Source organism: Nakamurella sp. A5-74 (assembly GCF_040438885.1).
Classification (GTDB): Bacteria; Actinomycetota; Actinomycetes; order Mycobacteriales; family Nakamurellaceae; genus Nakamurella.
In genome coordinates this window covers 1,998,935-2,022,213 of record NZ_CP159218.1, presented here as the reverse complement: position 1 = coordinate 2,022,213, position 23,279 = coordinate 1,998,935, and the positions used below count along the sequence as shown (strand labels likewise).

Genomic DNA, 23,279 nt, shown 5'->3' with positions numbered 1-23,279 from the left:
CGCAGCAGCCTCCCGCTCAGACCTGCGGACGCGGCGCGGCCACCGAGGCGACCACGTCGGCCAGGATCTCCTCGACCGGGGCGGGAGTGGACCGGAAGTCCTGTGCCGGAACGAGTCGGTGCGCGAGCAACGGCTCGGCCAGCCGCTGCACGTCGCTGGGAACCACGAAGTGACGACCCTGGGCGGCGGCGTAGACCTGACAGCAGCCGACCATCATCTTGAGCCCCCGGGTGCTGACCGCCACCCGCAGTCGCGGCTCCGCCCTGGTCGCCAGACCGATGTCGCGGATGTACGCGAGCACCGGCGGCGCCACGTGCAGCCGACGCAAACGCTTCGACCAGTTCGCGAGATCGGCGGGCGTCATCACCGGCGTGACCCGCGAGACATCGCCCGCGGAACCGAGCGGATCGATGGCCAGCAATTCGTAATCAGGATCGGGGACACCGAGGGATGTCTTGATCGCGAACCGATCGAGTTCGGCCAACGGCAGCCGGAAGGTGCCGTCGGCGTCGAGCGGGTTCTGCGTCGCGAGGGTGACGAACGGGTCGGGAACCCGATGGGTCACGCCGTCGACGGTGACGGTGCGCTCTGCCATCACCTCGAGCAGTGCCGACTGGGTCTTGGCAGCGGCGCGGTTGATCTCGTCCGCCAGCAGGATGTTGGTGAACACCGGTCCGCGCCGGAAGGCGAGTTCGCCACTGCCCGGCTCGTAGACCAGGCCGCCGGTGATGTCGGCCGGCAGCAGGTCGGGGGTGAACTGCACCCGGCTCGAGGACCCGCCGATGGCGGCGGCCAGGGCCCGCGCCAGGGTCGTCTTACCGGTGCCGGGCAGGTCCTCGATCAGGACGTGACCGTTGGCGGCCAGCGCGACCGCGACCAGTTCGACCACCCGCCGACGACCGACGACGACCGAGTCGACGGCCGAGCACAACCGGTCGAACACCATCCGGAACTCAGCGACATCGGACTCGGTGACGGGCTGCTCGGAGCGGTCTTCCACCCGCGGCACGTTACCGGGGAGCCCTGGTGCCGATACCGACCCCTGCAGCTCCTGGGGGGCGGCCGTCATCTGCGGGCTCCGGTCGCCACCGACAGGGCTGCGCGATCAGCGCGGCGGCTGCGGACGCGGGCCAGATGGATGCCACCGGCGAGCATCAGCAGGGTGACCGCCAGGGCGATCCGGCCGACGGAGCCCGACGTGGGCACCGCGGTGACGACGTCGGGCTGCAACCACGAGGTGTCACCACGCAACGGGATCTGGCAGGTCATGCCGTTCTGCGGGGTCGGGCAGCAGTTCTGCATCGGCAGACCATGCAGCCAGCTCGACCCGGCGCGCAGCGGGTTGCACTGGTCGACGGGCATGAGATCGACTGTCAGGGTGGAGGTCTCGGAGCTGAGGCCGTTCTGGGATGCGTAGATGCTCACGACGACCGAGCCCGTCATCCGGGAACCGTAGAACTGGGTGGCGCCGGATGCCGCCGGGGACTGGACGGTGGCAGTTGCCCCGTTCTTGCTGAAGGACACCGTGTAGCTGACCCCATCGACCGCGGTCCAGTCGGCCTGGACCGCGTTGGAGCTGCCCGGGTCCTGCAGGTAGGCGTTGAAGTTGGCGGGCGCGGCCGGCGGTGTCGCGGGCGGCGGGGTGGTCGGAGTCGTCGGAGTCGTCACCGGCGGCGGGGTGGTCGGAGTCGTCACCGGCGGCGGAGTGGTCGGAGTCGTCACCGGCGGCGGAGTCGTCGGAGTCGTCACCGGCAGCGGAGTCGTCGGAGTCGTCACCGGCAGCGGAGTCGTCGGAGTCGTCACCGGCAGCGGAGTTGTCGGCGTGGTCGGCCTGGTAGGAGTGGTCGGAGCCGTCGGACTGGTAGGCGTGGTCGGACTGGAAGGCGTGGTCGGACTGGAAGGCGTGGTCGGACTGGAAGGAGTCGTCGGCGTGGTCGGCGACTGACTCGACGGCTGGCCGTTGGTGCCGGACGTCGGAGTCGCCGGACGGGTACTCGATCCGCTCGACGTGCTCGGGCAGGATGCGAGCACGTTCGGCACAGCACCGTTCAGTCGCGGCCCGCGGCAGTCGGGACCCGGCCCCGGCCGCGTCGGTGTGGTGCGCGTGGTGCGCGTGGTCGGGATGGTCGGGGTGCTGCGCGTGGTCGGGGTGGTCGGGGTGCTGCGCGTGGTCGGGATGGTGGTCGAGGTCGTGGTGTTCTGCACCGTCCAGTTCACGACGTTGCTCGGCTGGGACTGGACGAGGCCGTCCGCACCGAAATCAGCGACCACCACGAACTGCGCAGACCCGCGGGCAGACACGGTGACGGAGGCGGACTCGGCGCCGCCGCTGATCTGGGTGCTGCCGGCGCCGTCGGTGGTGCGGACGAGGTAGTGGTCGGGTCGCCGCTGCGGCGCCGACCAGCGGACGGTGGCGACGCCGGGCCCGACGGCCTCTGCGTGCACGTTGCGAGGACCGTCCAGAGCGGTGCCGCCGGTGGTCTGCGCGGTCGTCCGCGGACCGGTGGGCTGCCCGATGCTCGGATCATTCGACGGCGGGACGGCGGTCGACAACACCTGCCCGCTGGTCGGATCGACGACCGGCGGCTGCGGATCCGGCTGGTCCGGCAGCTGCTGCTGGGACGTCGGCGGCTCCGGTTCACTGGTCGGCTCCGGTTCACTGGTCGGCTCCGGTTCACTGGTCGGATCCGGGGTGCTGGCGGGCGTGGGCTCGGCCGGCGGCGTCGGGGTCGGAGTCTGCGAGGCCGAGGCAGAACCACCGGCCTTCGACGGGTCAGCGCGCTTCGGCTTCACGACGGGGATCGACGGCGAGCGGATTTCGGAGCGGTGCTGGCGGCCCTGGGCATCGACCGTGACCGTGGTCCCGGCGGAGCCCGAAGTCACCACCAGCGAGTCGTCGTCCCCGACGATCTGCGGGGTGTCGTTGTCTCCGGTGACGATGGCGTCCCGCGCGGGTTGACCGGTGCGATCGAGCACCAGGGTGCGGCCCTGACCGGCGCACGGGACGAAGATGCGGTCGCCGAAGACGGCGGGTCGACCGGGCTCGTCGCAGCCGGCGGCCGACAGGTCTGCCTTCCAGACCCGCTCGCCGTCGAGGATCATCACGGCCTTGCGTCCCTGCAGGGTGGCGGCCACCAGGTCGCGCGGGGAGTTCTCGGCCGGCTGGATCTCGCCGTCCATGCCGTCGACGATGGTCTGCACGTCCGCGCCGGTACCGACCTGGACCAGCGCCTTGCGCGACGGCGACAGCACGGTGACTCCCCGTGGGTGCGGCACCATCCGCGAGGAGGCATCGACCCCCTCGAGGGACCGGGAGTCGTCCTTGATGAACCGGCGGGCATCGTCGGACCAGTGGACGGAGGTCAGGGTTCCGTCGGTGCCCAGCGCCCAGACCTCGGCGGTCTTGTCGACGACGACGTCGACGAACGGACCGGGACCCACGAAGGCTTCGCCGGTGTCGATCATGGTGGCGGAATCGACCACCCGGATGACGCCGGTGTCGAGCTCGGCGATGAGGGTGCGGCCGCCGGGCGCCAACAGCGCCTTGCGGGTGGCGGGGTCGACGTCGCGGGAACGGGAGGCGGTCACCTGGCCGACGTCGATCGACACGGCCTTCCCGGTGCCGGCACTCGTCACCAGCACGACGCCGTTGCCCTGTTGCACGGTCACCTGCCCGGCGAGCGGGATCTCGATGCGCGACACCGGTTGTCCGGTGACCGGGTTGATCTGCACGATGGTGCCGTCGGAGGCGCTGACCCAGGTCTGACCGTCCGAGGTCTGGGAGGTGGCCCTGGCCACGCCGGCGCCGAACACCACCCCGGATGCGACCGCAGCAGCGGTGACCAACAGGGCCGCCTCGGTGGCGCCGCGCTTCCACAACGAACCGAGCAGCCTGGACGGAGCGAACCGGCCGGGCCTGCGGCGCTCTGCCTTCGATGATGGCGTTCGGGTGCGGCTCACGTCTCGTCCCTCCGGATGGAACTACTGGCACCGATCCTGTGGACGGCCCGCCCGCAGGAACCTCACTTCACGTCGAGCGCACTGCCTGTCGCGCACACTGCATTTGATCAGCAATTCTCGCCCACCCGGCCATGATCTGTGGCGGAAACTTCCGCCTGGCGAACACCGTCACCCGGCCGGGTGAACTCCGCTCCCCATCTGCGGCGAGGAATCGGGTCGTCAGCTGGTGACGAACTGCAGCGTCCTGGTCTGCCCCGCCTCGACCAGCAGCCCCCGTCCGACCCCGGTCAGCGGCTCCAACGGGGCCCCCGGCACGTCGCAGCCGGCGAGCATGCCGTCGTTCTCACTCGGCATCAGCAGTACAGCGCGGCGGCTGCGGTACAGCGCATCCACCAGACCGGACTGCATCGTCGCCTCCCGGACCTGATCGGTGTGCACGGCGGCGACCAGTGCGACATCGGATCGCTCGCCGGTGGCCGCATCGGAAGCAACCCTGGCCAGCGCACCGAGTGCCTCACGGACGACGGGGTCGTGGTCCCACCGTTCCTCCCACCGATGCACGTCGTCGACCAGGATCGCGGCCCGCGGCCCGTCCTCTGCGTTGCGCCTGGGGCGCAGCACCTCCTCGAGTGCGGCCACCACCTGATCGGGCCGGGTGATCTCCAGTGCGCCCCACCGGTCGAAGACCCCGGTACCGCGCGGGTTGATGGCCAGCACCGGCATGGTCGCGTCGATGCGCCTGAGCACCTGGCCGATCGCGGAGAGCACACTGGTGCGGCCCGATCGGGTCCGACCGCACAGCAGCAGCGGGCGGCGGGTCAGCGGGATGCCGACCGCGGCAACCTGATCGGCGTCCACCCCGAGGTAGATCGTCTCCCCCACCGGCGCCGGAACCGAGTTCGGTCCCACCCGATCGGGCATCATCGGCACCCCACGGACGGTGGTCTGCTCGTGCCGCTGCGACCACCGGGTGCACCAGTCGACCAGGCGCTCCCCGGTCACCGAGTCCGGATCCGCCCACTGGGCCTCGAGTTTGCCCTCCAGCCCGCGGCCCGGAACGCTGTCGCCGTCCAGGATGTTCGTGGGCACCCCGAGCATCGAGTAGTCGTCCTCGGTCGTCATCCGCAGCACGAACCGGGACCCGAAGGAAGCCATCAGCTGCATGGCCAGCCCGCCGCGCTGGGGGCTGGTGGCGATCACGTGGACGCCGCACCGCCGGCCTTCCTGCAGCACTGTCTCGAACATCGCATAATGCTGACGCCGCATCATGTTCCCGGAATCGACGGTGTCGACCAGCGACGGCAGGTTGTCGATCAGCACCAGCATCCGCGGGACCGGGCGGCCGATCCTGGCCAGATCGTCCACATCCGCTGCACCGCTGCCGGCGAGCAGCGCGTTGCGCTCGTCCACCGTGCGCTTGAGCATCCGGATCAGCCGCAGGGTGCGCTCGAGACCGGCCAGCGGCACGATCGAGCCGACGTGCGGAAGTTCCTCCAGCGCAACGAGTCCGCCGCCGGCGGCATCGATGCCGTGGATCATGAAGGGCACGGCACCCGGATGTGCGAGGGCCGCGAGAGCACAGGTCCGCAGCGCGGCTGTCTTGCCGCTGCCGGAGGCGCCGTGCACCAGCACGTGGCCGGCCTTGGCCAGGTCGAACTCCAGCGGGATCTGCTGCTGGTTGGCCGGGTCGTCGACGGTACCGAGCACGAGCACCCCGGACCGCTCGTCGTCGGCAGGCTGTGGGGTCAGCACCAGATCTGCCGGCAGCGCCGGCAGCCACGGGCGCCGGGGATCGTCGTGTCCGCCGGCCAGGTGTGCTCGGTTGACAGTCTCCACCAGCCGGTCGAGGTCGGTGCGCGGATGGACGGCCGGTCCGGTGGCCCGGCCCGCGCCGCCGGGACCGAAGGCGTTGGCGGAGGGAGCATCGATCGCGGAGTGCGGTCGGATCCGTACCGGCGACAGCGACTCAGCGATCGGTTCCCGGCCACCGACGTACGCGACCTGGACGAGTTCGGTGGTGCCGTGACCGGTGCGCTTGATCCAGGCGCGGCCGGGGGTGCGGCGGGAGATCCGGCCGGCCTCGGGAGAGTCGATGACGTCATCGGAATCGTCCGGGGACGCGACGCGGAGCGCGATCCGGAGATCGGTGTTGGCCTTGATCTGATCGCTGATCACGCCGGAGGGCCGCTGGGTGGCCAGGATCATGTGCATGCCGAGCGACCGTCCACGTTGGGCGATCGAGACCATTCCGTCGATGAAGTCGGGCACCTCGGCGAGCAGGGCGGCGAACTCGTCGACGCAGATCAGCATCGACGGCGGGGCAGCTTCCGGGTGATCGCGCTCCAGCGCCGGTAAATCCTTGGCGCCGTACAGGTTGAGCTGATGCTCGCGCCAGGTCAGTTCGGCGTTCATCGACACCAGCGCGCGGTGTACGAGGGCGGGAGTGAGGTCGGTGATGTAACCGACGGTGTGCGGCAGGTCGGCGCACTCGCGGAACGCGGCACCGCCCTTGTAGTCGACGAGCAGGAAGGTCAATCGGTCCGGCGGGTTGTTGGCGGCCAGCGAGACGATCAGCGACTGCAGCAGCTCCGACTTGCCGGCCCCGGTGGTGCCGGCGACCAACCCGTGCGGACCGTCCTCACGCAGGTCCAGGCTCACCAGACCGTCGACGCCCACGCCGATCTGGGCCCGCAGACCGGTCGATCCGATCCACCGCCGCAGGATCGTTGACTCGTCGTCGAGATCCTCGAGATCGCTGCCCAGTTCGGTGATCCGCACTGCTCCCGGCAGTGCGGTGTCGGGCGGCACGGTGGCCGCGACGTCCCGGAACCCGGACAGCGCCCGGGCGTACCTCCAGGCTGTCCCCAGTTCGAGTTCGTCAACGGTGTCGAGAGCGTGGACGCCGCCGCGGTCCCGCATCAGCACGCTCGGACCGTCCGCGGGATCGCCGCCGATCAGGTCGAGCAGGATGCCGGTGGCCGCCGGGGCGTGGTGCCGACTGGTGCCCAGCCAGATGATGGTGCAGTGCGGCTGGGACGTGGCGACCGATTCCAGCACCCGACGCGGCACACCTGAGGCTTCGTCGACGACGCAGACGACATGGTGGTCGCCGCGCTCCTCGACCAGCGACTCCACCAGCCTGCGGCCCTCCTCGGCGCCCAACGAAACACTGGCCATGCCACCCGGGAGCGGGCCCGAGTGCGGCAGCCAGCGCAGCACACCCTCCAGATCACGGCGTCCGGGTGAGAGGGCTGCGCAGATCGAGACGTCGAACGGTGAGTGGTTGACGGCCAGCCGGACGAGCAGGTTGCGCACGGCACCGTCGACCTTCGCCGGATCGCCGACGATGCCGAACACTTTGGCGCTGCGCAGTTCCGGGGTGACGGGCATGTCCGGCAACGTCGCGGTCTCCGACACCAGAGCACGGATCTCGTCGCGCAGCTCCCCCGCGCCGCTGGAGTCCGGCGACTTGAAGCGGGTCTTCGCATCCACGGTGCCGATGCCGACCCGGGCAGCGAGGAAGTCGGAGTCCGCGGCGGTGCGTACCCACACCAATTGCCTGGTGTGCAGTCGACGGTCCAGATCCATCGCCTCCGGGTCGTCCTGGAAGGCCTGGATCCGTTGCGCCACAGCAAGTTCTTCGACGCCGACTCGCATCTCGCGGCATTCCTCGCGCCAGCCGACAATGTCCTCCTGGTGGTCCTTCAGCTCCTGCCGCCGCTGGATGTAGTGGCCACCGATCAGCGCGGCGGGCCAGGCAGTCAGGTAGATCATCGACCGGCCCAGACCCATGGACCCCATCAGCGAAGCACCGAGGACGAGCGGCATAGCGAGCATCGCCCACGGGAAATGGTGCTTGGACGGCTTGCCGGGGGCCGACGGCACCTCCAGCTCGGCGTCTGGGACCGGGATCCCGAACCGGGGTGTGCGGGTGATCGCGTCCGGTCCGAGCAGTCCACCGGTGTCCCCGCCCGGCCTGGTCCGATGCGGTGAGCGGACCACCAACAGCGTCTGACCCAGCCGGATCGAGGAGCCGAAGGTGATGGCAGTGGGGCGCCGGATGGAGCGTCCCTCGAGATGAGTGCCGCCGGCCGAGCCGTCGTCGACGATGCTCGGTTCGCCGTCGAGCTCGAGGTGGCAGTGCCGGCGGCTGACGTCCGGATCCGTCAGCACCACGGTGTTGTCGCTGCCGCGACCGATTCCGATCCTGGCCCCGGCGACCTCGAACGTGCGACCGGCGTCCGGGCCGGTCAGCACCTCGATCACGGCGGTGACCGTTGGCTCACCGCGGCGTGTTCCCGCTCGCAGCCAGGATTCCGGGACCGCCTCGACCGTGATGAGGGCACCGTTGCGCAGCGAGGTCTCGGCGATCAGCCGGTCGGCGGGCCAGGGGGTGCCCTCGGAGGTCGGGGCGAAAAGAGTGCGGCTCTGGGAACCCTGCAGGTGCTGACCGAGGGCCTCGGCCAGGTCGCCGATCGTCGCGTCGGCCTCCGCGCGGATCTCGACATCGACCGGCGGCAGGCCCGAGCGACTGCTCGGGACAATGCTCAGTGCCAGCATGCTCAGCTCCTGGGGTGCGATCGATCGGCCTGCGTGTTCCGTCACCCCACGCTAGGACGCCCGGACTCCGCACCGAGCAGGATCCGGGGCGGAAACTTCCACCTGGAATGCACGACAGCGCCGGTACGAACGCTCGGGGCGTCCGTACCGGCGCTGCCGGTGGAGCAGTGGTCAGGCGCCGGAGGCCTGGTCCTGGGCTGCGGCTTCCTTCTTCAGGTGGGCGCTCGCGCCTTCGAGAGCGGTGGCGACCTGCTTCAGCGCCTTGGTGTACTGGCTGGTCCAGCTGTTGCGGAAGGTGTCCGCGTCCTGGCCGTACCACTCGGTCTCCTGCAGCTGGCGGGTCAGGTCCTTGGTGATGGTCAGGATCTGCTGCGCGTCGGAGGTGCAGGAGGTGGCGAGCTTGCGACCCTGCTCGGTGTTCATTCCCTTGAGGCCAGTAGCCATGATCATTCTCCCTGGTGTGTGACGACATCGAGTCGTGGAGTGGTGGTCGACGGTCGTCGATCAGCGGGTGTGGAGCTGTGGATTGCTGCGGTACTCGGGTTCTGCGGTACTCAGGTGCTGCGTGGTGCTGGTGGTTCGGCTGCGGTGATCACGAGGAGGATCCGGCCGGGGCCGGCTCCGCGGCGAACACCTCCTCGGACTCGTTCTCGCTGCGGGCCCGGCGGGCGTAGACCCCACCGAGGACCGAGGCGGCCAGTGCGGCGCCGGTGAGCGGGATCGCAGCGGATCCGCCGCCGGACGGGGTGTCGGTGGTGCTGGCCACCAGTCGGGTCTGGACGGAGCCGTCCGCGGCCAACGGTGCGGCGGCGCTGCGGCCACCGACCTCCTCGGCGCGGTAGACGACCTCGATCCGGGCAGCGGGAGCGTGCTGGTCGGCGCCGGCGGCACTCTCACCGCCGGAGGGGCCACCCCCGCCGGAGGTGCCACCGCCACCGGAGGTGCCACCGCCGCCCGAGGTGCCACCGCCGCCCGAGCCACTGTCAGAGCCGCCACCGGATCCACTGGATTCGGCCGGGAAGCTCTGCGGGGCTTCGGACGCCGCGACCGGCATGGCCGCCGTCCGGGGGCTCTCGGCGGCGTAGTCACTGGTCGGGGTGAAGTATGAGCTGTCGGTGAGCGGGGTCCCGATGTCGGTGCCGTAGTCGCCGCCGGGGGCGAACCCCGGGTCGGAGGAATATCCGAGGCCCGAGTACCCGCTGCCCGAGGTGTCCGCCGCGGGTGACTCGATGCCCAGCGTGCTGCGCAGGTCGTCGAGGCTGCCCTGGATCGAATCGATCTGGGACGTCGCGGCTCCGATGTCGATACCCGAGCCGACACCCGAGCCGGTGCCGGCGGCCGCGCCGGCCCCGGAGCCGACGGTCCCGTCCGGACCGACGATGCCCAGCTCACGCAGGGCGCCGGTGACGGCCTGCCAGATCTGGCCCGCGGTGAAGGTCTGCGGGATGTCGGTGCCCGTGCCGTCGCCGGGGGTCGTTCCGGTGCCGTCACCCGGGGTGGTGCCGGTGCCGTCACCAGGCGTGGTTCCGTCGCCGGGCGTGGTGCCGTCACCAGGCGTGGTGCCGTCACCCGGAGTCGAACCGGCCCCGTCGCCGGGCGTGGTGCCCGCCCCTTCACCCGGAGTGGTGCCCGTGCTGTCGCCCGGAGTGGTGCCCGTGCCGTCGTCGGGGGTCGGGCCGGGGTCACCGCCGGCCGAATCGCCGCCGCTGATGATCTTCTCGATAGCGCCGACGAGCTCACCGAGCTTGCCGATCTGCTCCGAGAGGGTGCCGTCCCGGTCGCCGTCACCGTCGACCGACTCGGCGAATCCGAGGGCCTTCTTGATGATGTCGGACACCTGGTCGACGACGGTGCTGAGCTTGTCGGTGTCCAGACCCTTGCTCTCGACCGCGCCCTGCTGGGGAGTCTTGGTCGGATCGTCGACCGTCGGGTCCGTCGGGTCCGTCGGCGCCGTCGTGGTCTCGCCGCTGCCGCCGGTGATCGGGGTGGGGACGTAGCCGGTGTCGCCGGCGTCGATGACGTAGCGGTTGCTGCTGGTGTCCTTCTGGATGGAGGAAGCGGTGCCGACGACCTGGGCGAAGGCCTTCAGGTTGCGGGACACTGCCTGCAGCAGAGGGATGACGGTGCCCTTCAGGTACGCCGACAGTGCCGCCGCATATCCGGTCCAGCTCATCGCGTCGAGGGCGGCACACAGTGCCTTGAGCGCCATGACCATCTTGTCGGCGAATGCAGCGGCTTCCTTCATCTTGGACACGATCTTGTCGAGTCCGTCGGTGTCCGATCCCTGGAATCCCGCGGTCTGCGCCTGAGTCGGCATGTCTGCCACCTCCCCACTTCCGTTGTCCCATCGCGCTTTCGGCCGAAGGCTTCGGGTCCCGCTGCGATGTCCGTCTTCAGCAAAGCTAGGGCCAGCCGGTCACCACACCAACCGATCGGGGGGTGGAAAGTTCCGCCCTGTTGCGGCGGGCCCGTCGAGTGAGGTCCGTCGAGCACGAGTTCGGGGCCTTGTCAGCGGAACCCCGACACCGGAATCTCCGGGTCTCCGAGATGGCGGGGAATCCAGTCATACCTGTTGTCGGACGCCGCTTATCGCTCTCCGGCCCGCATCGCCGAGGGCCACCGCACTGACGTCAACGCCGCCTCCACCGACACCGCCCGTAGTGACCCCTCGACGGTCGACCTGGCAGACTCGCCGGATGGGCACTGCTGGTGAAGGACCCGAAGAAATTGACCGCGAGCGTCTCGTCGCTCTGCTCGAGCCCTGGCAGCTGCCCTCGATCAGGGTGGGCGGGGAGCTCACCGTCCTTGGGGACCGCGAGCCAACCGTGACCGCGGCCCCAGATCCGGCACATCCCGCCCCGCGGCATCCCCAGGTGGGTACTCAGGAACGTCGAGGTCCTCCTGGAAGGTGTCTCCTTCCGGACCGATCCGTTCAAAGTACCTGTCGGCCGCGTTGTCCCAGGCTGTCATGTCGTTCTCACTGCTCACCACGTCGTTCCACTTGACGTACCGCCTCGCCTGCGAATGCGCAGCCGACGTGGGTGGACTCGGCTACCGGGCTCGGTGCAGCCACGACGAGCCTGGCGGCCGCGGCGTCATTCCCCCGCTGGTGATCTCCATGCTCAGATCTGGCCCTATCGCGGTGAAGGTACCCAGCCGATGATGGAGACCGCCGCGTTCCGGGACCGCGATCACCGCGCGGTTTCGCTCGCTCGCCCACGACAGCGGGGAGGTGACGTTCCCGTCATGATGCGGCAGCACCGAGTAGCTGGGTATCAGCGCGAGCGCGCCGAGATCGACCAGCCCCACGTCGTTCGGATCACGGGAGGCTGCGATCTCGATGTCCGCGCAGGCGATGACGGCGCCCGCGCTACCGCCGTAGTAGTCGCCACCCCGGCGCACGAAGTCCCGCACGGGGGTGAAGAACTCGTGTCTGCGAATGTGGTCGAGGAGCCGAAAGGTGTTGCCGCCGCCGACATGCAGCAGGTCGAACTCGTCCAGCTCGTCGCTGCGACGGCCCTGCAAGGTCGTCCAGGTGACCACCTCCGGGTGGAGATCGATCGAGGCGAGTGAGCCGCGAAACCACTCGTCAGCCGTGGCCAGGATGTTGCCTGCCAGCGCGAATGGCCAATACAGCACACGTTCGACGCCGGTGTGGGCCCAGGTCCAGACATCCCGTTCGTCATCGGGGCTACCACCGCCGCCGAGGAATACGGAACCCTCACCCCGGCCGTGCTCGGCCGGTTCTGTGAAGCTCGACCCTTCCGGCCGGATCGCCATCATGCGGCGTTCACACCCCGCCATGCCGTCTGCTGTGCCCAGATCTCCGCGAGATCCATCAGGAGCCGCCAAGCGGGCAGTTTGATCTGTCCGTACGAGGCGAGATCATCGGTGTGCTGGGCGACACGCGTCTTGAACTCCGACCAATCGACGATCCGCTGTGGACTCGCTCGTAGATGGTCGCGAAAGAGCAGTGCCAGGCGCGCGCTGGCACTGTTGGTCGGGCGCAGGTGGATGTTGCTGCGTCGCTCCCCGCCGGCGGCGCGAACACCCGTTTCGGCCACACCTGTCCAGCGGCGCTCTCGGTCAGGTTCCAAGGTTCAGGTCGCAGCCGGTACCCCATCGCCACCAAGCCTTCGGAGACAGCCACCGATTCGGGGTCGGGGACCAGGACCATCATGTCCAGGCAGTCCTTGGCGGCCATGCCAGGTATCGACGTCGATCCGATGTGTTCCACGGCCGAGGCGCTCGGCACCAGTCGGCGGAGTTTGTTCGCCAGCTCAGCTCCTTCCGCATGCCAATTGGCCTGGTACGGGACGACGACGACACCACCGGAAGACAGCTCGTCGGCGAAGGGCACCCGGCCATCCTTTCCTGACGCTCTGCGGGACTCAACTCGCCCGTCCGATCTGCGAACGGTGGATTTGAGTCGATGATCGTCGTTGCGGGTTCAGTTGTACGAGAAGGCAAGGCCCCGGCGATGCGGGCATCGCGATCCGTGGAAGCTCCACGGATGCCATCCATTGCGTGGGGTCGCGCCGTGTCGGTGGATCAGAACGGCGGCGCAGATCGGCATGACCCACCTGCCTGTCGCGAACAGGATGCGAGAGACTGGCCGCATGGCTGCCATCCGTCGACGCACCGCGCGCGTCATCCCGGTCAGCCCGGCCGGGCGAGTCCTCATGGTGCTGGGGCACGATCCGCTCTATCCGGACGCTCCGTACTGGTTCACGATCGGCGGCGGGCTCGAACCGGGTGAAAGTGAGAAACAGGCGGCCAGACGCGAACTGTGGGAGGAGACGGGTATCGACCGACCCGCCGCGGACCTGGGTGAGCCGTTCCTTCGAGACGAACACAGCTACGTCTACAACGGGGTGGAGGTGCACGCGAACTCCGTCTTCTTCGCGCTCGCCCTCCACGAAGATGTCGACGTCCGGCCGCCCGCACCCAGTCCGGGCGAGATCATCACCGACGGTCGCTGGTGGTACCCGGAGGCGCTCACCCGAGAGCCCCTGTCGAATCCGGATCTGCCCGAGATCGTTGCCCGCGCAGTCGGTTCGCTGTGACCGGAAGTTCCCGGAACGCGCTCCTCAACAGTTGGATACCCGCCTACTCTCGGCGTGTGTCTGCACCCCCTGAATTCGAAGTCCGTCTCGCGCGTGACGACGAGCTGGATCGGGTCGTGCAGCTGCGGTGGCAGTGGGCACTGGAGGTCGGCGAACCAACGGGTGACGAGGAGGCGTTCGTGCGCCTCGCAGGTCAGTGGGCACGCGAACACCGCTCGACCCATCTGCCCCACATCGCCGTGACCCCCGGTGGTTCGCTGCTGGGCATGGCCTGGTTGGCACTGACCGCGCGGGTCGCCAGTGCCAGCAACATCGACCGGTGCTCGGGCGACCTGCAGTCGTGCTTCATCCTGCCGGAGCTCCGCGGCATCGGCATCGGCGGCGCCCTGGTGCGAGCGGTGCTCGCCACCGCACATGCCCGCGGCGCCGAACACGTCACCGTCCACGCGTCGCCAGATTCGGTGAACCTGTACGCGCGCAATGGTTTTCGAGCGAGTGGTCAGTTCTTGTGGGCGGACACGACCGAGCGAGACCACTGAGCGCTGGGATGCCCGTCGGAGTCGCGACGATCAGTGCCCTGCGGGCCGTTGGGTGTGTGCGGCCGCCTTGCGGTTGGCGGCGGCAAGGTCGTCCTGGGTGATGAGCCGCACCTCGGCCGCGCGACGACCGACGGCGAAGCGGACGTTCTGCGAGCGGCCGACAGTCTGGGTGAACGGATCGTCGGCCGGGCCGAAAGCCAGCCGCGAGATGATCTTGATCGCATCGTCCACCCGCTGGGGCCGCACCAGGTTCCAGGCGTAGCGGTTCCATTCGTTGACCCGCTCGAAGATCTCGCGATTGGACGGCGGTCGCGGGTAGTCGTCCTGACCCACCAGCCACGGCTCGGCCAGTGCCAACGCCACGAACCACTCGCGTCCGAACCGCTCCAGGGTGGGGGCCGCAGTCGTGTGGTCGGAATCCGGGTCCGCAAGCACCGAACCGGTGTCGGGAACGTCCGCCTCGTCGTCGACGGCGACCTGCTGGACGTCCAGGTCCAGATCGAGGTCGGTGAAGCCGCCGCGGGAATCGACCGCTCCGCGCAGCAGCGTCAGCTGGTTCTCGCCCTCGTCCAACAGCGCCGTCATCCCGCGGGACAGCGTCACCCGGCGCGCTCCGGCGGGGGCGTCGAACAACGACGACAGCCGCGCCTCGCCCGCTCCGGCGAACCGCAGCCGGACGACCTCCTGCCCGACGTCGATCAGCAGGGCGGTGCGAGAGGTGTGCTCGGCAGCGCCGTCGAGTCCGACGAACGTGCAGCTCAGGTCGGGACCGGACGGCGGGTCCGACTGCGGTGCGCGCCCGACCACCACCATGTCGCCGGAGCCGGCAACGACCGGTGAGATGGCGCGGCCGGTCAATCTCACCCTCAGCATGGCCTCAGCATAGGAGGCAGGTGCCCGCCCGGCCGGGCGGACCGGTGGGTCGACTCAGAACCGACCGTGCGGTCCGCTGACCTGGGCCGCACCCGACCGTACGGTCCGCGAACGAGGGGCGTAACCGACCGTACGGTCCGCGAACGGGGGGCATAACCGACCGTACGGTCCGCGAACGTGGGCCGTAAACGACCGTACGGTCCGCGAACGGGGTGGCGGTCAGTCGGCGAGGCCGCGCGGCCGGCGCTGGCAGCGCGGGCAGCGGAAGGACGAGCGGTTCATGAAGGCCTCGCGGATGATCGTCGCCCCGCAGCGGCGGCACGGCAGGCCGGCCTGGCCGTAGGCGTCCAGTGATCGATCGAAGTAGCCGGACTCGCCGTTCACGTTGACGTACAACGCATCGAAGCTGGTGCCGCCGACGGCCAGCGCGTCGTCCATCACCGTCGTCGCCGCTTCCAGCACGGCGCGCACCGATGCCACGGTCATCGAACGGGTCGGCCGGCGGAAGTGCACCTTCGCCCGCCAGAGCGACTCATCGGCGTAGATGTTGCCGATCCCGGAGACGACGGTCTGATCGAGCAGCGCACGCTTGATCTCGGTCCGCTTCGCCCGGACCGTGCGGATCGCCGCGCCCAGGTCGAACTCGGGATCCATCGGGTCGCGGGCGATGTGCGCGATCTCGTGCGGCAACTCGGCGCCACCATGCGCGAACGCCAACCCGCCGAACGTCCGCTGGTCCAGGAAGTCGAGCTCGGGGCCGTCGTCGGCGAAGTGGAACCGGACCCGCAGGTGCGGGTGGAACTCAGGGCCGGCAGCAGTCGCCGTCGCGCCCTCGGATCCCGCGCCGACCCGGAACTGGCCGCTCATGCCCAGGTGGGCGAGCACGGCGTCACCCTCATCGAGCACGAACCACAGGTACTTGCCGCGTCGAGAAACACCCTCAATGGTGCGGCCGGCCAGGATGGCCTCGAAATCGGAGCGACCACCGGGGTGCCGCCGCACCGCGCGGTCGGAGAACACTTCGACCTGCGCGATGGTGCGTCCGACGGCGTGCTGGGCCAGACCGCGGCGGACGACCTCGACCTCGGGAAGTTCGGGCACTTCAGTGGCCGGCGACCGGCGTCTGGCCGATGTCACCCGCGATGACGTCCTGCGGCTGCAGATCCTGCAGCGAGGTGTAGGCGATCGAGGCCGCCTGCTGCTCGGCCTCCTTCTTGGTGCGACCGGCGCCCTCACCGACCACCTCGGCGGCGACCAGGACCTCGGCCGCGAAGCTCTTGGCGTGGTCGGGACCGTCATCGGTGACCTGGTAGACGGGAACCCCGAGGCCTCGGGCGGCGGCCAGCTCCTGCAGGGACGTCTTCCAGTCGAGCCCCGCACCGAGCAGTGGAGCTGCGGTGATCAGCCCCTCGAACAGCCGGTGCACCACCTCGCGGCTGGTCTCCAGACCGAACTGCAGGTAGACCGCGCCGAGCGTCGCCTCGACCCCGTCGGCCAGGATCGAGGGTTTGTCGCGACCACCGGTGAGTTCCTCGCCGTTGCCCAGCCGGATCAGCGATCCGAGATCGATCTCGCGGGCGACCCCGGCCAACGCGTGCATGTTCACGATCGACGCCCGCAGCTTGGCAAGCTGACCCTCGGGGAGGGTCGGGTGTTGCAGGTACAGCCGCTCGGTGATGACGATGCCGAGGACCGAATCGCCGAGGAACTCGAGCCGCTCGTTGGTGGGGAGGCCACCGTTCTCGTACGCGTACGAGCGGTGGGTGAGCGCCAACACAGCGAGCTCGACGTCGAGTTCGACGCCGAGCGCGGTGGACAGCTGTGTGGCGGATGCGGTGTCGTCCTGTGGGTTCCGACGTGCCGCACTGCTCATGTGGGTGACAACCCGCGTCAGACCTCGACGACCTGGCGGCCGTCGTACTGACCGCAGGTGGGGCACACCTGGTGCGGCGGCTTCAGCTCACCACAGGCGCGGTTGCCACAGGCAGCCAGCGTCGGGACGGTGGTCTTCCACTGCGACCGGCGGGCACGGGTGTTGCTGCGGGACATCTTCCGCTTCGGAACAGCCACGACTACTTCTCCTTCAGTTGATGAACTGGGCAGCTGAATCGCTCAGCGCCCGGTGAATCCGGATGGTGTGAGGACCGCACGGAACCAGGACGATCGAGATCTCAGGATTCCGCGCTGGGCCCCGGCGAACCGGGTTCCACGGGGCCGTCCGAACCGAACTTCTCGGCCAGCGCAGCCCAGCGCGCGTCCATTATCGCATGCGCATGACCCTGCTCGAGGTCATCGAGCCGCTCACCGCACTCCACGCACAGCCCGGCGCAGTCCGGACGGCACAACGGCACCAGTGGCAACGCCAGGGTGATCTCGTCCCGGATCAGCGGCTCGATGTCGATCAGGTCGTCCTGGACCCGCGGCAGCTCGTCCTCGTCGGTGGTCTCCGCAGTCGCCGAACCCGGGTACGCGTAGAGCTCCCGCAGGTCGACGTCCAGGTCCAGGGAGACCTCACGCAGGCACCGAGCACACTCGCCGTCCGCGACGGCGGAGGCGGTACCGGAGACCAGCACGCCCTCGACCACCGACTCCAGGCGCAGATCGGCATCGATGATCTCGCCCTTGACGACGGCGATCACCTCGGTGCCGACCTTTTCGTCGACGGGGAGTTCGAGCTGCAGTGTCTTCAGCGAACCGGGCCGTCTCCCCACCGACCGGGTGTCGATCACCCACGGTGAACGATGATCCAGCGACGGCGTACGCATCTGCTCCTGCTCCCCACTCGAATGTCTGCTCCCGGCCGGGCCGGGCAACCTCTCCAGGGTAGACGCTGGCAGTCCGTGCTCAGTCGCGGAAGTCGGCCACTGCGCCGGACCGCAGTGAGGTACGGCCGCGACCGACGGTGCGCAAGGTCTTGGTGAGGATCTCCTCCAAAGCTGCCAGCCGGGAGTCGACATAACTGTCGCACTCGGCTCGCATCCGCTCGGCCTCGTCGTTCGCTGCGTCCAGGATGTCCGCGGACTCGAGCCGGGCGGCCTGCACGACATCCGACTGCGACACCAACCTGGCCTGCTCGGCCTGCCCGTCGGCGACGCTCCGTTCGTAGGCGGCGCGGCCGGCGGCAACCAGCCGGTCCTGCTCGAGATGGCCGCGTTCGATCAGCGATGTGTGCTGGTCCTGGCCGGAGGCGATCGCCCGTTCGGCGTCGTCGTGGGCCCGCTTCAGTACCGCCTCGGCGCGCGCCCCAGCCTCGTCGACCATGCGCTGGGCCTGCGACTTGGCACCGGCGACCGTGGCCCCCGCCTCGGCTCGGGCCGCCTCCACCAACCGCTTGGCCTCGGCAGCGGCGCCGCCGACCGTGGACTCCGCCGACTGGCGTGCGCCTTCGAGCATCTGGTCCCGGTGGTCCAGCACGTCCTGCGCATCGTCCATCTCACCCGGCAGTGCGTCGCGGACGTCGTCCAGCAGGTCGAGCACGTCGCCACGAGGCACCACGCACGACGCCGTCATCGGCACGCCGCGGGCTTCCTCCACGATGGTGACCAACTGGTCGAGTGCCTCGAATACCCGGTACACGTCTTGTCCTTCCCTCCGGCGCGCGCCACCCGTCGCACACTTCTGAGGGTCGAGTCTGTCAGGACAGATCCTCCGGACGGGTGAGGCTCACCGCCGGTGCCCAGCCGGAGAGCATGCTCAGTCGGCGAGCTTGGCGCGCAGCGCGCGGTCGACCTCGGCCGGCAGGTACGCGCTCACGTCGCCGCCGTACCGGGCGACCTGCTTCACCAGCGACGAGGAGATGTAGGAGTACTCGGCGCTGGTGGGCAGGAAGAGCGTCTCGATGCCGGTCAGGCCGGAGTTCATCTGCGCCATCTGCAGCTCGTAGTCGAAGTCGGTGACCGCCCGCAGCCCCTTGACGATCGCCGAAATGCCCTTGTCGCGGCAGTAGTCGACGAGCAGACCGCGGAAGGAGTCGAGGGTGACGTTCGGCCATCTGGCGGTGGTCTCGGCCAGCAGCGCCAACCGCTCGGGGACCTCGAACATGCCGTCCTTCGAGGGGTTGACCAGCACTGCGACGGTCACCGCGTCGAAGAGGCCCGCGGCCCGGCCGATCACGTCCAGATGACCGAGCGTCGGCGGGTCGAACGACCCCGGACAGACCACGTGCCTGCTCATGGCAGGCGACCGTAGCAGAGCAGGGTGTCGCCGTAGCGTTTCGTCCGCCGCTCCTGGATGGGTGGCGGCCACACCAGCGCGGCGGACCGACTCCCCCGCTCCACCACCACGTCGGCGCCCGGTGTCGCGAGCGGGACCAGAGCGGCGAGCACCTCGGCGAGGTCGGCGTCGGGCAGACCGTAGGGCGGGTCGGCGACGACGACGTCGAAGCGCGACCCCGTCCCCCGGGCCGCAAGGCGTCGCAACACCACGGCGACGTCTCCCGCAAGCACTTCCACCGAAGAGACCTTCAGCTCGGACACGTTGTGCCGCAACGTCTCCAGGGCAGCTTTGTCACGTTCGACGGCAACCAGGCTCGCGGCGCCGCGGCTCAGCAGTTCCAGACCCAGGGCGCCCGACCCGGCGTACAGATCGAGCACGGCGGCGCCCTCCAACGAGCCGGTGGCCTGCAGTGCATTACCCAGCGCGGCCCTGATCTTCTCCGCCGTCGGCCGGGTCACCGAGCCGGTCGGCGTGCGCAGGGTCCGGCCGCCGAAAGCGCCGCCGACGATCCGGGTCACCGGCGATTCCCGGCCGTGCCACCGGATGCAGCCGTCGCGCGAGTCACGACGGCTCCAGCACCAGCACCAGGTCGCCACCCTCCACCTGCTGGACGGCCGAGATGGCCCTGCGGGTGACGGTGCCGGCCCGCGGAGCGGTGATCGAGGCCTCCATCTTCATCGCCTCGATGGTGGCCACCGTCTGACCGGCGGTCACCGCATCGCCTTCGTCCACCACCAACGTCACCACCCCGGAGAACGGCGCGGCGACGTGCCCGGGATCCGCGGAGTCGGCCCGTTCGGCGGCCGGAATCTCGGAGGTCACGCTGCGATCGCGCACCTGCAGCGGGCGCAGCTGACCGTTGAGCAACGTGACGACCGACCGCATCCCGCGTTCGTCGGCATCCCCGATCGCCTCCAGCCTGACGAGCAACTGCACCCCCTGCTCCAGGGTGATCGTGTGTTCAACGCCGCGCCGGAGGCCGTACAGGTAGTCGGCTGTGGCGAGCACGGAGACGTCGCCGAAGTCCCGACGGATCCCTTCGAACTCGCGGGTCGGCCCGGCGAACAGCAAGCGGTTCAACGTCTTCCGTGGGGCGTCGGCCAGCGCGCTCGCATCCTCCTCGGTCAGCTCTGCGGCGGCCGGCGTGTGCTGCCGACCGGCCAATGCCTTGCTGCGGAATGGTTCCGGCCAGCCACCGGGTGGATCGCCGAGCTCGCCGCTGAGGAATCCGATCACCGAATCGGGGATGTCGAAGGAGCCCGGATCGGCTTCGAACGCCGCCGGGTCCACGCCGGCCCCGACCAGGTGCAGGGCGAGATCACCGACGACCTTGGACGACGGGGTCACCTTGACCAACCGGCCGAGCATCGCGTCCGCCGCTGCGTAGGTGTCCTCGATCGCCTCGAACCGCTGCCCGAGACCGAGCGCGATCGCCTGCTGCCGCAGGTTCGACAGCTGACCACCGGGAATCTCGTGCCGGTACACCCGACCGGTCGGGGCGGCGAGCCCGGACTCGAAGGGCCGGTAGGCGGCGCGCACCGCCTCCCAGTACGGCTCGAGGTCGTTCACCGCCTGCAGCGACAGGCCGGTGGCCCGGTCGGTGTGGTCGGTGGCCGCCACCAGCGCGGACATCGGGGGCTGCGAGGTGGTGCCCGCCATCGGCGCCGATGCCACGTCCACCGCGTCCACCCCGGCGTCGATGGCCGCGAGGTAGGTGGCCAGCTGTCCGCCGGCGGTGTCGTGGCTGTGCAGGTGCACCGGCAGGTCGAACCGCTGCCGCAGCGCGGTGATCAGGGTGCGCGCGGCCGGTGCCCGCAGCAGACCGGCCATGTCCTTGACCGCCAACACGTGTGCTCCGGCCTCGACGATCTGCTCGGCCAGCCGCAGGTAGTAGTCGAGTGTGTACAGCGTCTCGGCCGGGTTCGACAGGTCGCCGGTGTAGCACAGTGCGACCTCGGCGATCGGCGTGCCGGCGGCCCGGACGGCGTCGATCGCGGGGCGCATCTGTTCCACGTCGTTGAGGGCGTCGAAGATCCGGAAGATGTCGATCCCCGACCGGCTCACTTCCGCCACGAACGCATCGGTGACGGCGGTCGGATACGGCGTGTAGCCGACGGTGTTCCGCCCGCGCAGCAACATCTGCAGCGCGATGTTGGGGATGGCAGCCCGCATCCGGTCGAGACGTTCCCACGGATCCTCGGCCAGGAACCGCAGCGCAACGTCGTACGTCGCGCCGCCCCACGCCTCCACGGACAGCAGCTGCGGCGTGATCCTGGCGACCGCCGGGGCGACGGCGATCAGGTCGCGGGTGCGTACCCGGGTGGCCAGCAACGACTGGTGCGCATCACGGAAGGTGGTGTCGGTGACGCCGACCGCGGGGGCCGCGCGCAACTCCGCGGCGAACGCCTCCGGCCCGAGGGCCAGCAGCCGTTGCCGACTGCCGTCCGGCGCCGGGGCGTCGGCATCGAAGCGGGGCAGCTTGTCGCGTGGCTCCGAGATCTGCGTCGGGGGCTTGCCGTAGGGCTGGTTGACGGTGACGTCGGCCAGGAAGTTCAGCAGCCGGGTGCCGCGGTCGGCGGAGGTCCGCGAGGTCAGCAGCTGGGGATGGGTCTCGATGTACGACGTGGTGACGCCGCCGCGGGCGAAGTCCGGATCGTCGAGCAGTGCCTGCAGGAACGGAATGTTGGTGGCCACGCCGCGCACCCGGAACTCGGCCAACGCGCGACGCGCTCTGGTGACTGCCGCGTCCCAGGTGCGGCCCCGACAGGTGAGCTTCACCAGCAGCGAGTCGAAGTGTGCGCTGACCTCGGCGCCGGCGTGCACGGTCCCACCGTCCACCCGCACCCCTGCACCGCCGGGCGAGCGGTAGGTGGTGATGGTTCCGGTGTCGGGGCGGAATCCGTTGGCCGGATCCTCGGTGGTGATCCTGCACTGCAGGGCAGCGCCACGGATCTGCACGGTGTCCTGCGACAGCCCGAGATCCTCCAACGTCTCCCCCGCGGCGATCCGGATCTGCGAGGAGACCAGGTCGACGTCGGTGATCTCCTCGGTGACGGTGTGCTCCACCTGGATCCGCGGGTTCATCTCGATGAACATGTGCCGGCCCTGCTCGTCGAGCAGGAACTCGACGGTGCCGGCGTTGACGTAGCCGATCTGCCGGGCGAAGGTGACGGCGTCAGCACAGATCCGCTGCCTGATCTCCTCGGACAGCCCGACCGCCGGCGCCACCTCGACGACCTTCTGGTGTCGGCGCTGCACCGAGCAGTCCCGCTCGAACAGGTGCATCACGGTGCCGGCGGCGTCGGCCAGGATCTGCACCTCGATGTGCCGGGGTTCGATGACCGCCCGCTCGATGAACACGGTGTCGTCGCCGAAGGCCGACTCCGCCTCCCGCATCGCGGTGGCCAGCGCCTCCGGGAGCTCGCCGCGGGTGTCGACCCGACGCATCCCGCGCCCGCCGCCGCCGGCGACCGCCTTCACGAACACCGGATATCCGACCTCATCGGCGCCGGCGATCAGCGCATCGACGTCCGAGGACGGTGCGGTCGACTCCAGCACCGGCAGGCCCGCAGCCTTGGCGGCAGCCACCGCGCGGGCCTTGTTGCCGGCGAGCTCGAGGACCGCTGCAGGTGGGCCGATGAACGTGATCCCGGCCGCCGCGCAGGCCAGCGCGAGGTCCGGGTTCTCGGACAGGAAGCCGTAGCCCGGGTAGATGGCATCGGCGCCGGCCTCGACGGCGGTGCGCACCACCTCATCGACGTCCAGGTAGGCGCGGACCGGGTGGCCCTCCTTGCCGATCCGGTACGACTCGTCCGCCTTCTGCCGGTGCAGGGAGTTGCGGTCCTCGTTCGGATAGATCGCCACCGTCTGGACGCCCAGCTCGTACGCGGCACGGAAAGCACGGATGGCGATCTCGCCGCGGTTGGCGACCAGGATCTTCGAGAACATCGACACTCCGGGGTTCTGGGGCCGGGCGGCTCGCGTCCCGCGCGGGGACGACAAGCTGCCGGTCTCGCTGCGGATCAGTGCGTTGGGTCAACCTATCGGCAGCCGCCGGTCGCGGCTC

General features: G+C 69.8%; 18 protein-coding genes and 1 pseudogene. 2 read left to right on the top strand and 17 right to left on the bottom strand.

All coding sequences use genetic code 11. The features are described 5' to 3' along the window. Positions 1–16 precede the first annotated feature (16 nt). From ABLG96_RS09325 to ABLG96_RS09290, 8 genes and pseudogenes are all read right to left on the bottom strand, one after another. A complete protein-coding gene (locus tag ABLG96_RS09325; protein WP_353651057.1) occupies positions 17–1,069 on the bottom strand; it encodes an AAA family ATPase in 1,053 nt (350 codons plus the stop codon). Beyond that, positions 1,066–3,960 carry a hypothetical protein gene (locus ABLG96_RS09320; RefSeq protein ID WP_353651056.1) on the bottom strand — a complete coding sequence of 965 codons (2,895 nt, stop codon included), beginning with the start codon at positions 3,958–3,960 and terminating at the stop codon, positions 1,066–1,068. The genes ABLG96_RS09325 and ABLG96_RS09320 overlap by 4 nt, the downstream gene beginning before the upstream one ends. 219 nt (positions 3,961–4,179) lie before the next feature. Beyond that, positions 4,180–8,520 (bottom strand): FtsK/SpoIIIE domain-containing protein, encoded by a 4,341-nt coding sequence (locus ABLG96_RS09315; RefSeq protein ID WP_353651055.1) that lies wholly within the window; start codon positions 8,518–8,520, stop codon positions 4,180–4,182. 171 nt (positions 8,521–8,691) lie between these two features. Beyond that, the gene (locus ABLG96_RS09310) at positions 8,692–8,964 is read right to left on the bottom strand and encodes a hypothetical protein (RefSeq protein ID WP_353651054.1); all 273 of its coding nucleotides are present in this window, start codon (positions 8,962–8,964) and stop codon (positions 8,692–8,694) included. Between the two features lie 148 nt (positions 8,965–9,112). Continuing rightward, positions 9,113–10,837, bottom strand: a complete 1,725-nt coding sequence (locus ABLG96_RS09305) for a hypothetical protein (protein WP_353651053.1) — start codon at positions 10,835–10,837, stop codon at positions 9,113–9,115. A 734-nt stretch (positions 10,838–11,571) separates the two neighbouring features. Then, entirely contained in the window at positions 11,572–12,303 is a 732-nt protein-coding gene (locus ABLG96_RS09300) for a Type 1 glutamine amidotransferase-like domain-containing protein (protein WP_353651052.1), read from the bottom strand. Further along, on the bottom strand, positions 12,300–12,584 hold the full coding sequence (locus tag ABLG96_RS09295; RefSeq protein WP_353651449.1) for a GrpB family protein: 285 nt from the start codon (positions 12,582–12,584) through the stop codon (positions 12,300–12,302). Before ABLG96_RS09295 ends, ABLG96_RS09300 begins: the two co-directional genes overlap by 4 nt. Positions 12,585–12,619: 35 nt before the next feature. After that, positions 12,620–12,880: pseudogene (locus ABLG96_RS09290) on the bottom strand (GrpB family protein); the annotation flags it as partial. Positions 12,881–13,139: 259 nt separating this feature from the next. On the opposite strand from ABLG96_RS09290, the gene ABLG96_RS09285 reads away from it, so the two are divergent. Both ABLG96_RS09285 and ABLG96_RS09280 read left to right on the top strand, forming a co-directional pair. Next, positions 13,140–13,586 (top strand): NUDIX domain-containing protein, encoded by a 447-nt coding sequence (locus tag ABLG96_RS09285; RefSeq protein WP_353651051.1) that lies wholly within the window; start codon positions 13,140–13,142, stop codon positions 13,584–13,586. A gap of 56 nt (positions 13,587–13,642) precedes the next feature. After that, a complete protein-coding gene (locus ABLG96_RS09280; RefSeq protein ID WP_353651050.1) occupies positions 13,643–14,125 on the top strand; it encodes a GNAT family N-acetyltransferase in 483 nt (160 codons plus the stop codon). Between the two features lie 30 nt (positions 14,126–14,155). Here ABLG96_RS09280 and ABLG96_RS09275 read toward each other — a convergent pair whose 3' ends face one another. The 9 genes from ABLG96_RS09275 to ABLG96_RS09235 all read right to left on the bottom strand — a co-directional run bounded on the left by ABLG96_RS09275 (position 14,156) and on the right by ABLG96_RS09235 (position 23,161). Next, on the bottom strand, positions 14,156–14,998 hold the full coding sequence (locus ABLG96_RS09275) for a hypothetical protein (protein ID WP_353651049.1): 843 nt from the start codon (positions 14,996–14,998) through the stop codon (positions 14,156–14,158). Between the two features lie 219 nt (positions 14,999–15,217). Beyond that, complete coding sequence (gene mutM, locus ABLG96_RS09270) at positions 15,218–16,099, bottom strand: bifunctional DNA-formamidopyrimidine glycosylase/DNA-(apurinic or apyrimidinic site) lyase (protein ID WP_353651448.1); 882 nt, start codon at positions 16,097–16,099, stop codon at positions 15,218–15,220. A gap of 1 nt (position 16,100) precedes the next feature. Next, positions 16,101–16,871, bottom strand: coding sequence for a ribonuclease III (rnc, locus tag ABLG96_RS09265; protein ID WP_353651048.1), 771 nt, complete (start codon positions 16,869–16,871; stop codon positions 16,101–16,103). A 17-nt stretch (positions 16,872–16,888) separates the two neighbouring features. After that, complete coding sequence (gene rpmF / locus ABLG96_RS09260; RefSeq protein WP_353651047.1) at positions 16,889–17,068, bottom strand: 50S ribosomal protein L32; 180 nt, start codon at positions 17,066–17,068, stop codon at positions 16,889–16,891. 101 nt (positions 17,069–17,169) lie between these two features. Then, on the bottom strand, positions 17,170–17,763 hold the full coding sequence (locus tag ABLG96_RS09255) for a YceD family protein (protein WP_353651046.1): 594 nt from the start codon (positions 17,761–17,763) through the stop codon (positions 17,170–17,172). A 79-nt stretch (positions 17,764–17,842) separates the two neighbouring features. Further along, entirely contained in the window at positions 17,843–18,574 is a 732-nt protein-coding gene (locus ABLG96_RS09250) for a DivIVA domain-containing protein (protein WP_353651045.1), read from the bottom strand. 117 nt (positions 18,575–18,691) lie between these two features. Beyond that, complete coding sequence (gene coaD, locus ABLG96_RS09245) at positions 18,692–19,171, bottom strand: pantetheine-phosphate adenylyltransferase (protein WP_353651044.1); 480 nt, start codon at positions 19,169–19,171, stop codon at positions 18,692–18,694. Then, positions 19,168–19,731, bottom strand: a complete 564-nt coding sequence (gene rsmD / locus ABLG96_RS09240) for a 16S rRNA (guanine(966)-N(2))-methyltransferase RsmD (protein ID WP_353651043.1) — start codon at positions 19,729–19,731, stop codon at positions 19,168–19,170. Before rsmD ends, coaD begins: the two co-directional genes overlap by 4 nt. A gap of 43 nt (positions 19,732–19,774) precedes the next feature. Continuing rightward, positions 19,775–23,161 (bottom strand): pyruvate carboxylase, encoded by a 3,387-nt coding sequence (locus ABLG96_RS09235; RefSeq protein WP_353651042.1) that lies wholly within the window; start codon positions 23,159–23,161, stop codon positions 19,775–19,777. Positions 23,162–23,279 lie beyond the last annotated feature (118 nt).

Coding starts and splice junctions, on each gene's coding strand:
- ABLG96_RS09325 (WP_353651057.1), bottom strand. CDS start 1,069: ATGACGGCCGCCCCCCAGGAGCTGCAGGGGTCGGTATCGGCACCAGGG.
- ABLG96_RS09315 (WP_353651055.1), bottom strand. CDS start 8,520: ATGCTGGCACTGAGCATTGTCCCGAGCAGTCGCTCGGGCCTGCCGCCG.
- ABLG96_RS09310 (WP_353651054.1), bottom strand. CDS start 8,964: ATGGCTACTGGCCTCAAGGGAATGAACACCGAGCAGGGTCGCAAGCTC.
- ABLG96_RS09305 (WP_353651053.1), bottom strand. CDS start 10,837: ATGCCGACTCAGGCGCAGACCGCGGGATTCCAGGGATCGGACACCGAC.
- ABLG96_RS09300 (WP_353651052.1), bottom strand. CDS start 12,303: ATGATGGCGATCCGGCCGGAAGGGTCGAGCTTCACAGAACCGGCCGAG.
- ABLG96_RS09285 (WP_353651051.1), top strand. CDS start 13,140: ATGGCTGCCATCCGTCGACGCACCGCGCGCGTCATCCCGGTCAGCCCG.
- ABLG96_RS09275 (WP_353651049.1), bottom strand. CDS start 14,998: ATGCTGAGGGTGAGATTGACCGGCCGCGCCATCTCACCGGTCGTTGCC.
- rnc (WP_353651048.1), bottom strand. CDS start 16,871: ATGAGCAGTGCGGCACGTCGGAACCCACAGGACGACACCGCATCCGCC.
- ABLG96_RS09255 (WP_353651046.1), bottom strand. CDS start 17,763: ATGCGTACGCCGTCGCTGGATCATCGTTCACCGTGGGTGATCGACACC.
- coaD (WP_353651044.1), bottom strand. CDS start 19,171: ATGAGCAGGCACGTGGTCTGTCCGGGGTCGTTCGACCCGCCGACGCTC.
- ABLG96_RS09235 (WP_353651042.1), bottom strand. CDS start 23,161: ATGTTCTCGAAGATCCTGGTCGCCAACCGCGGCGAGATCGCCATCCGT.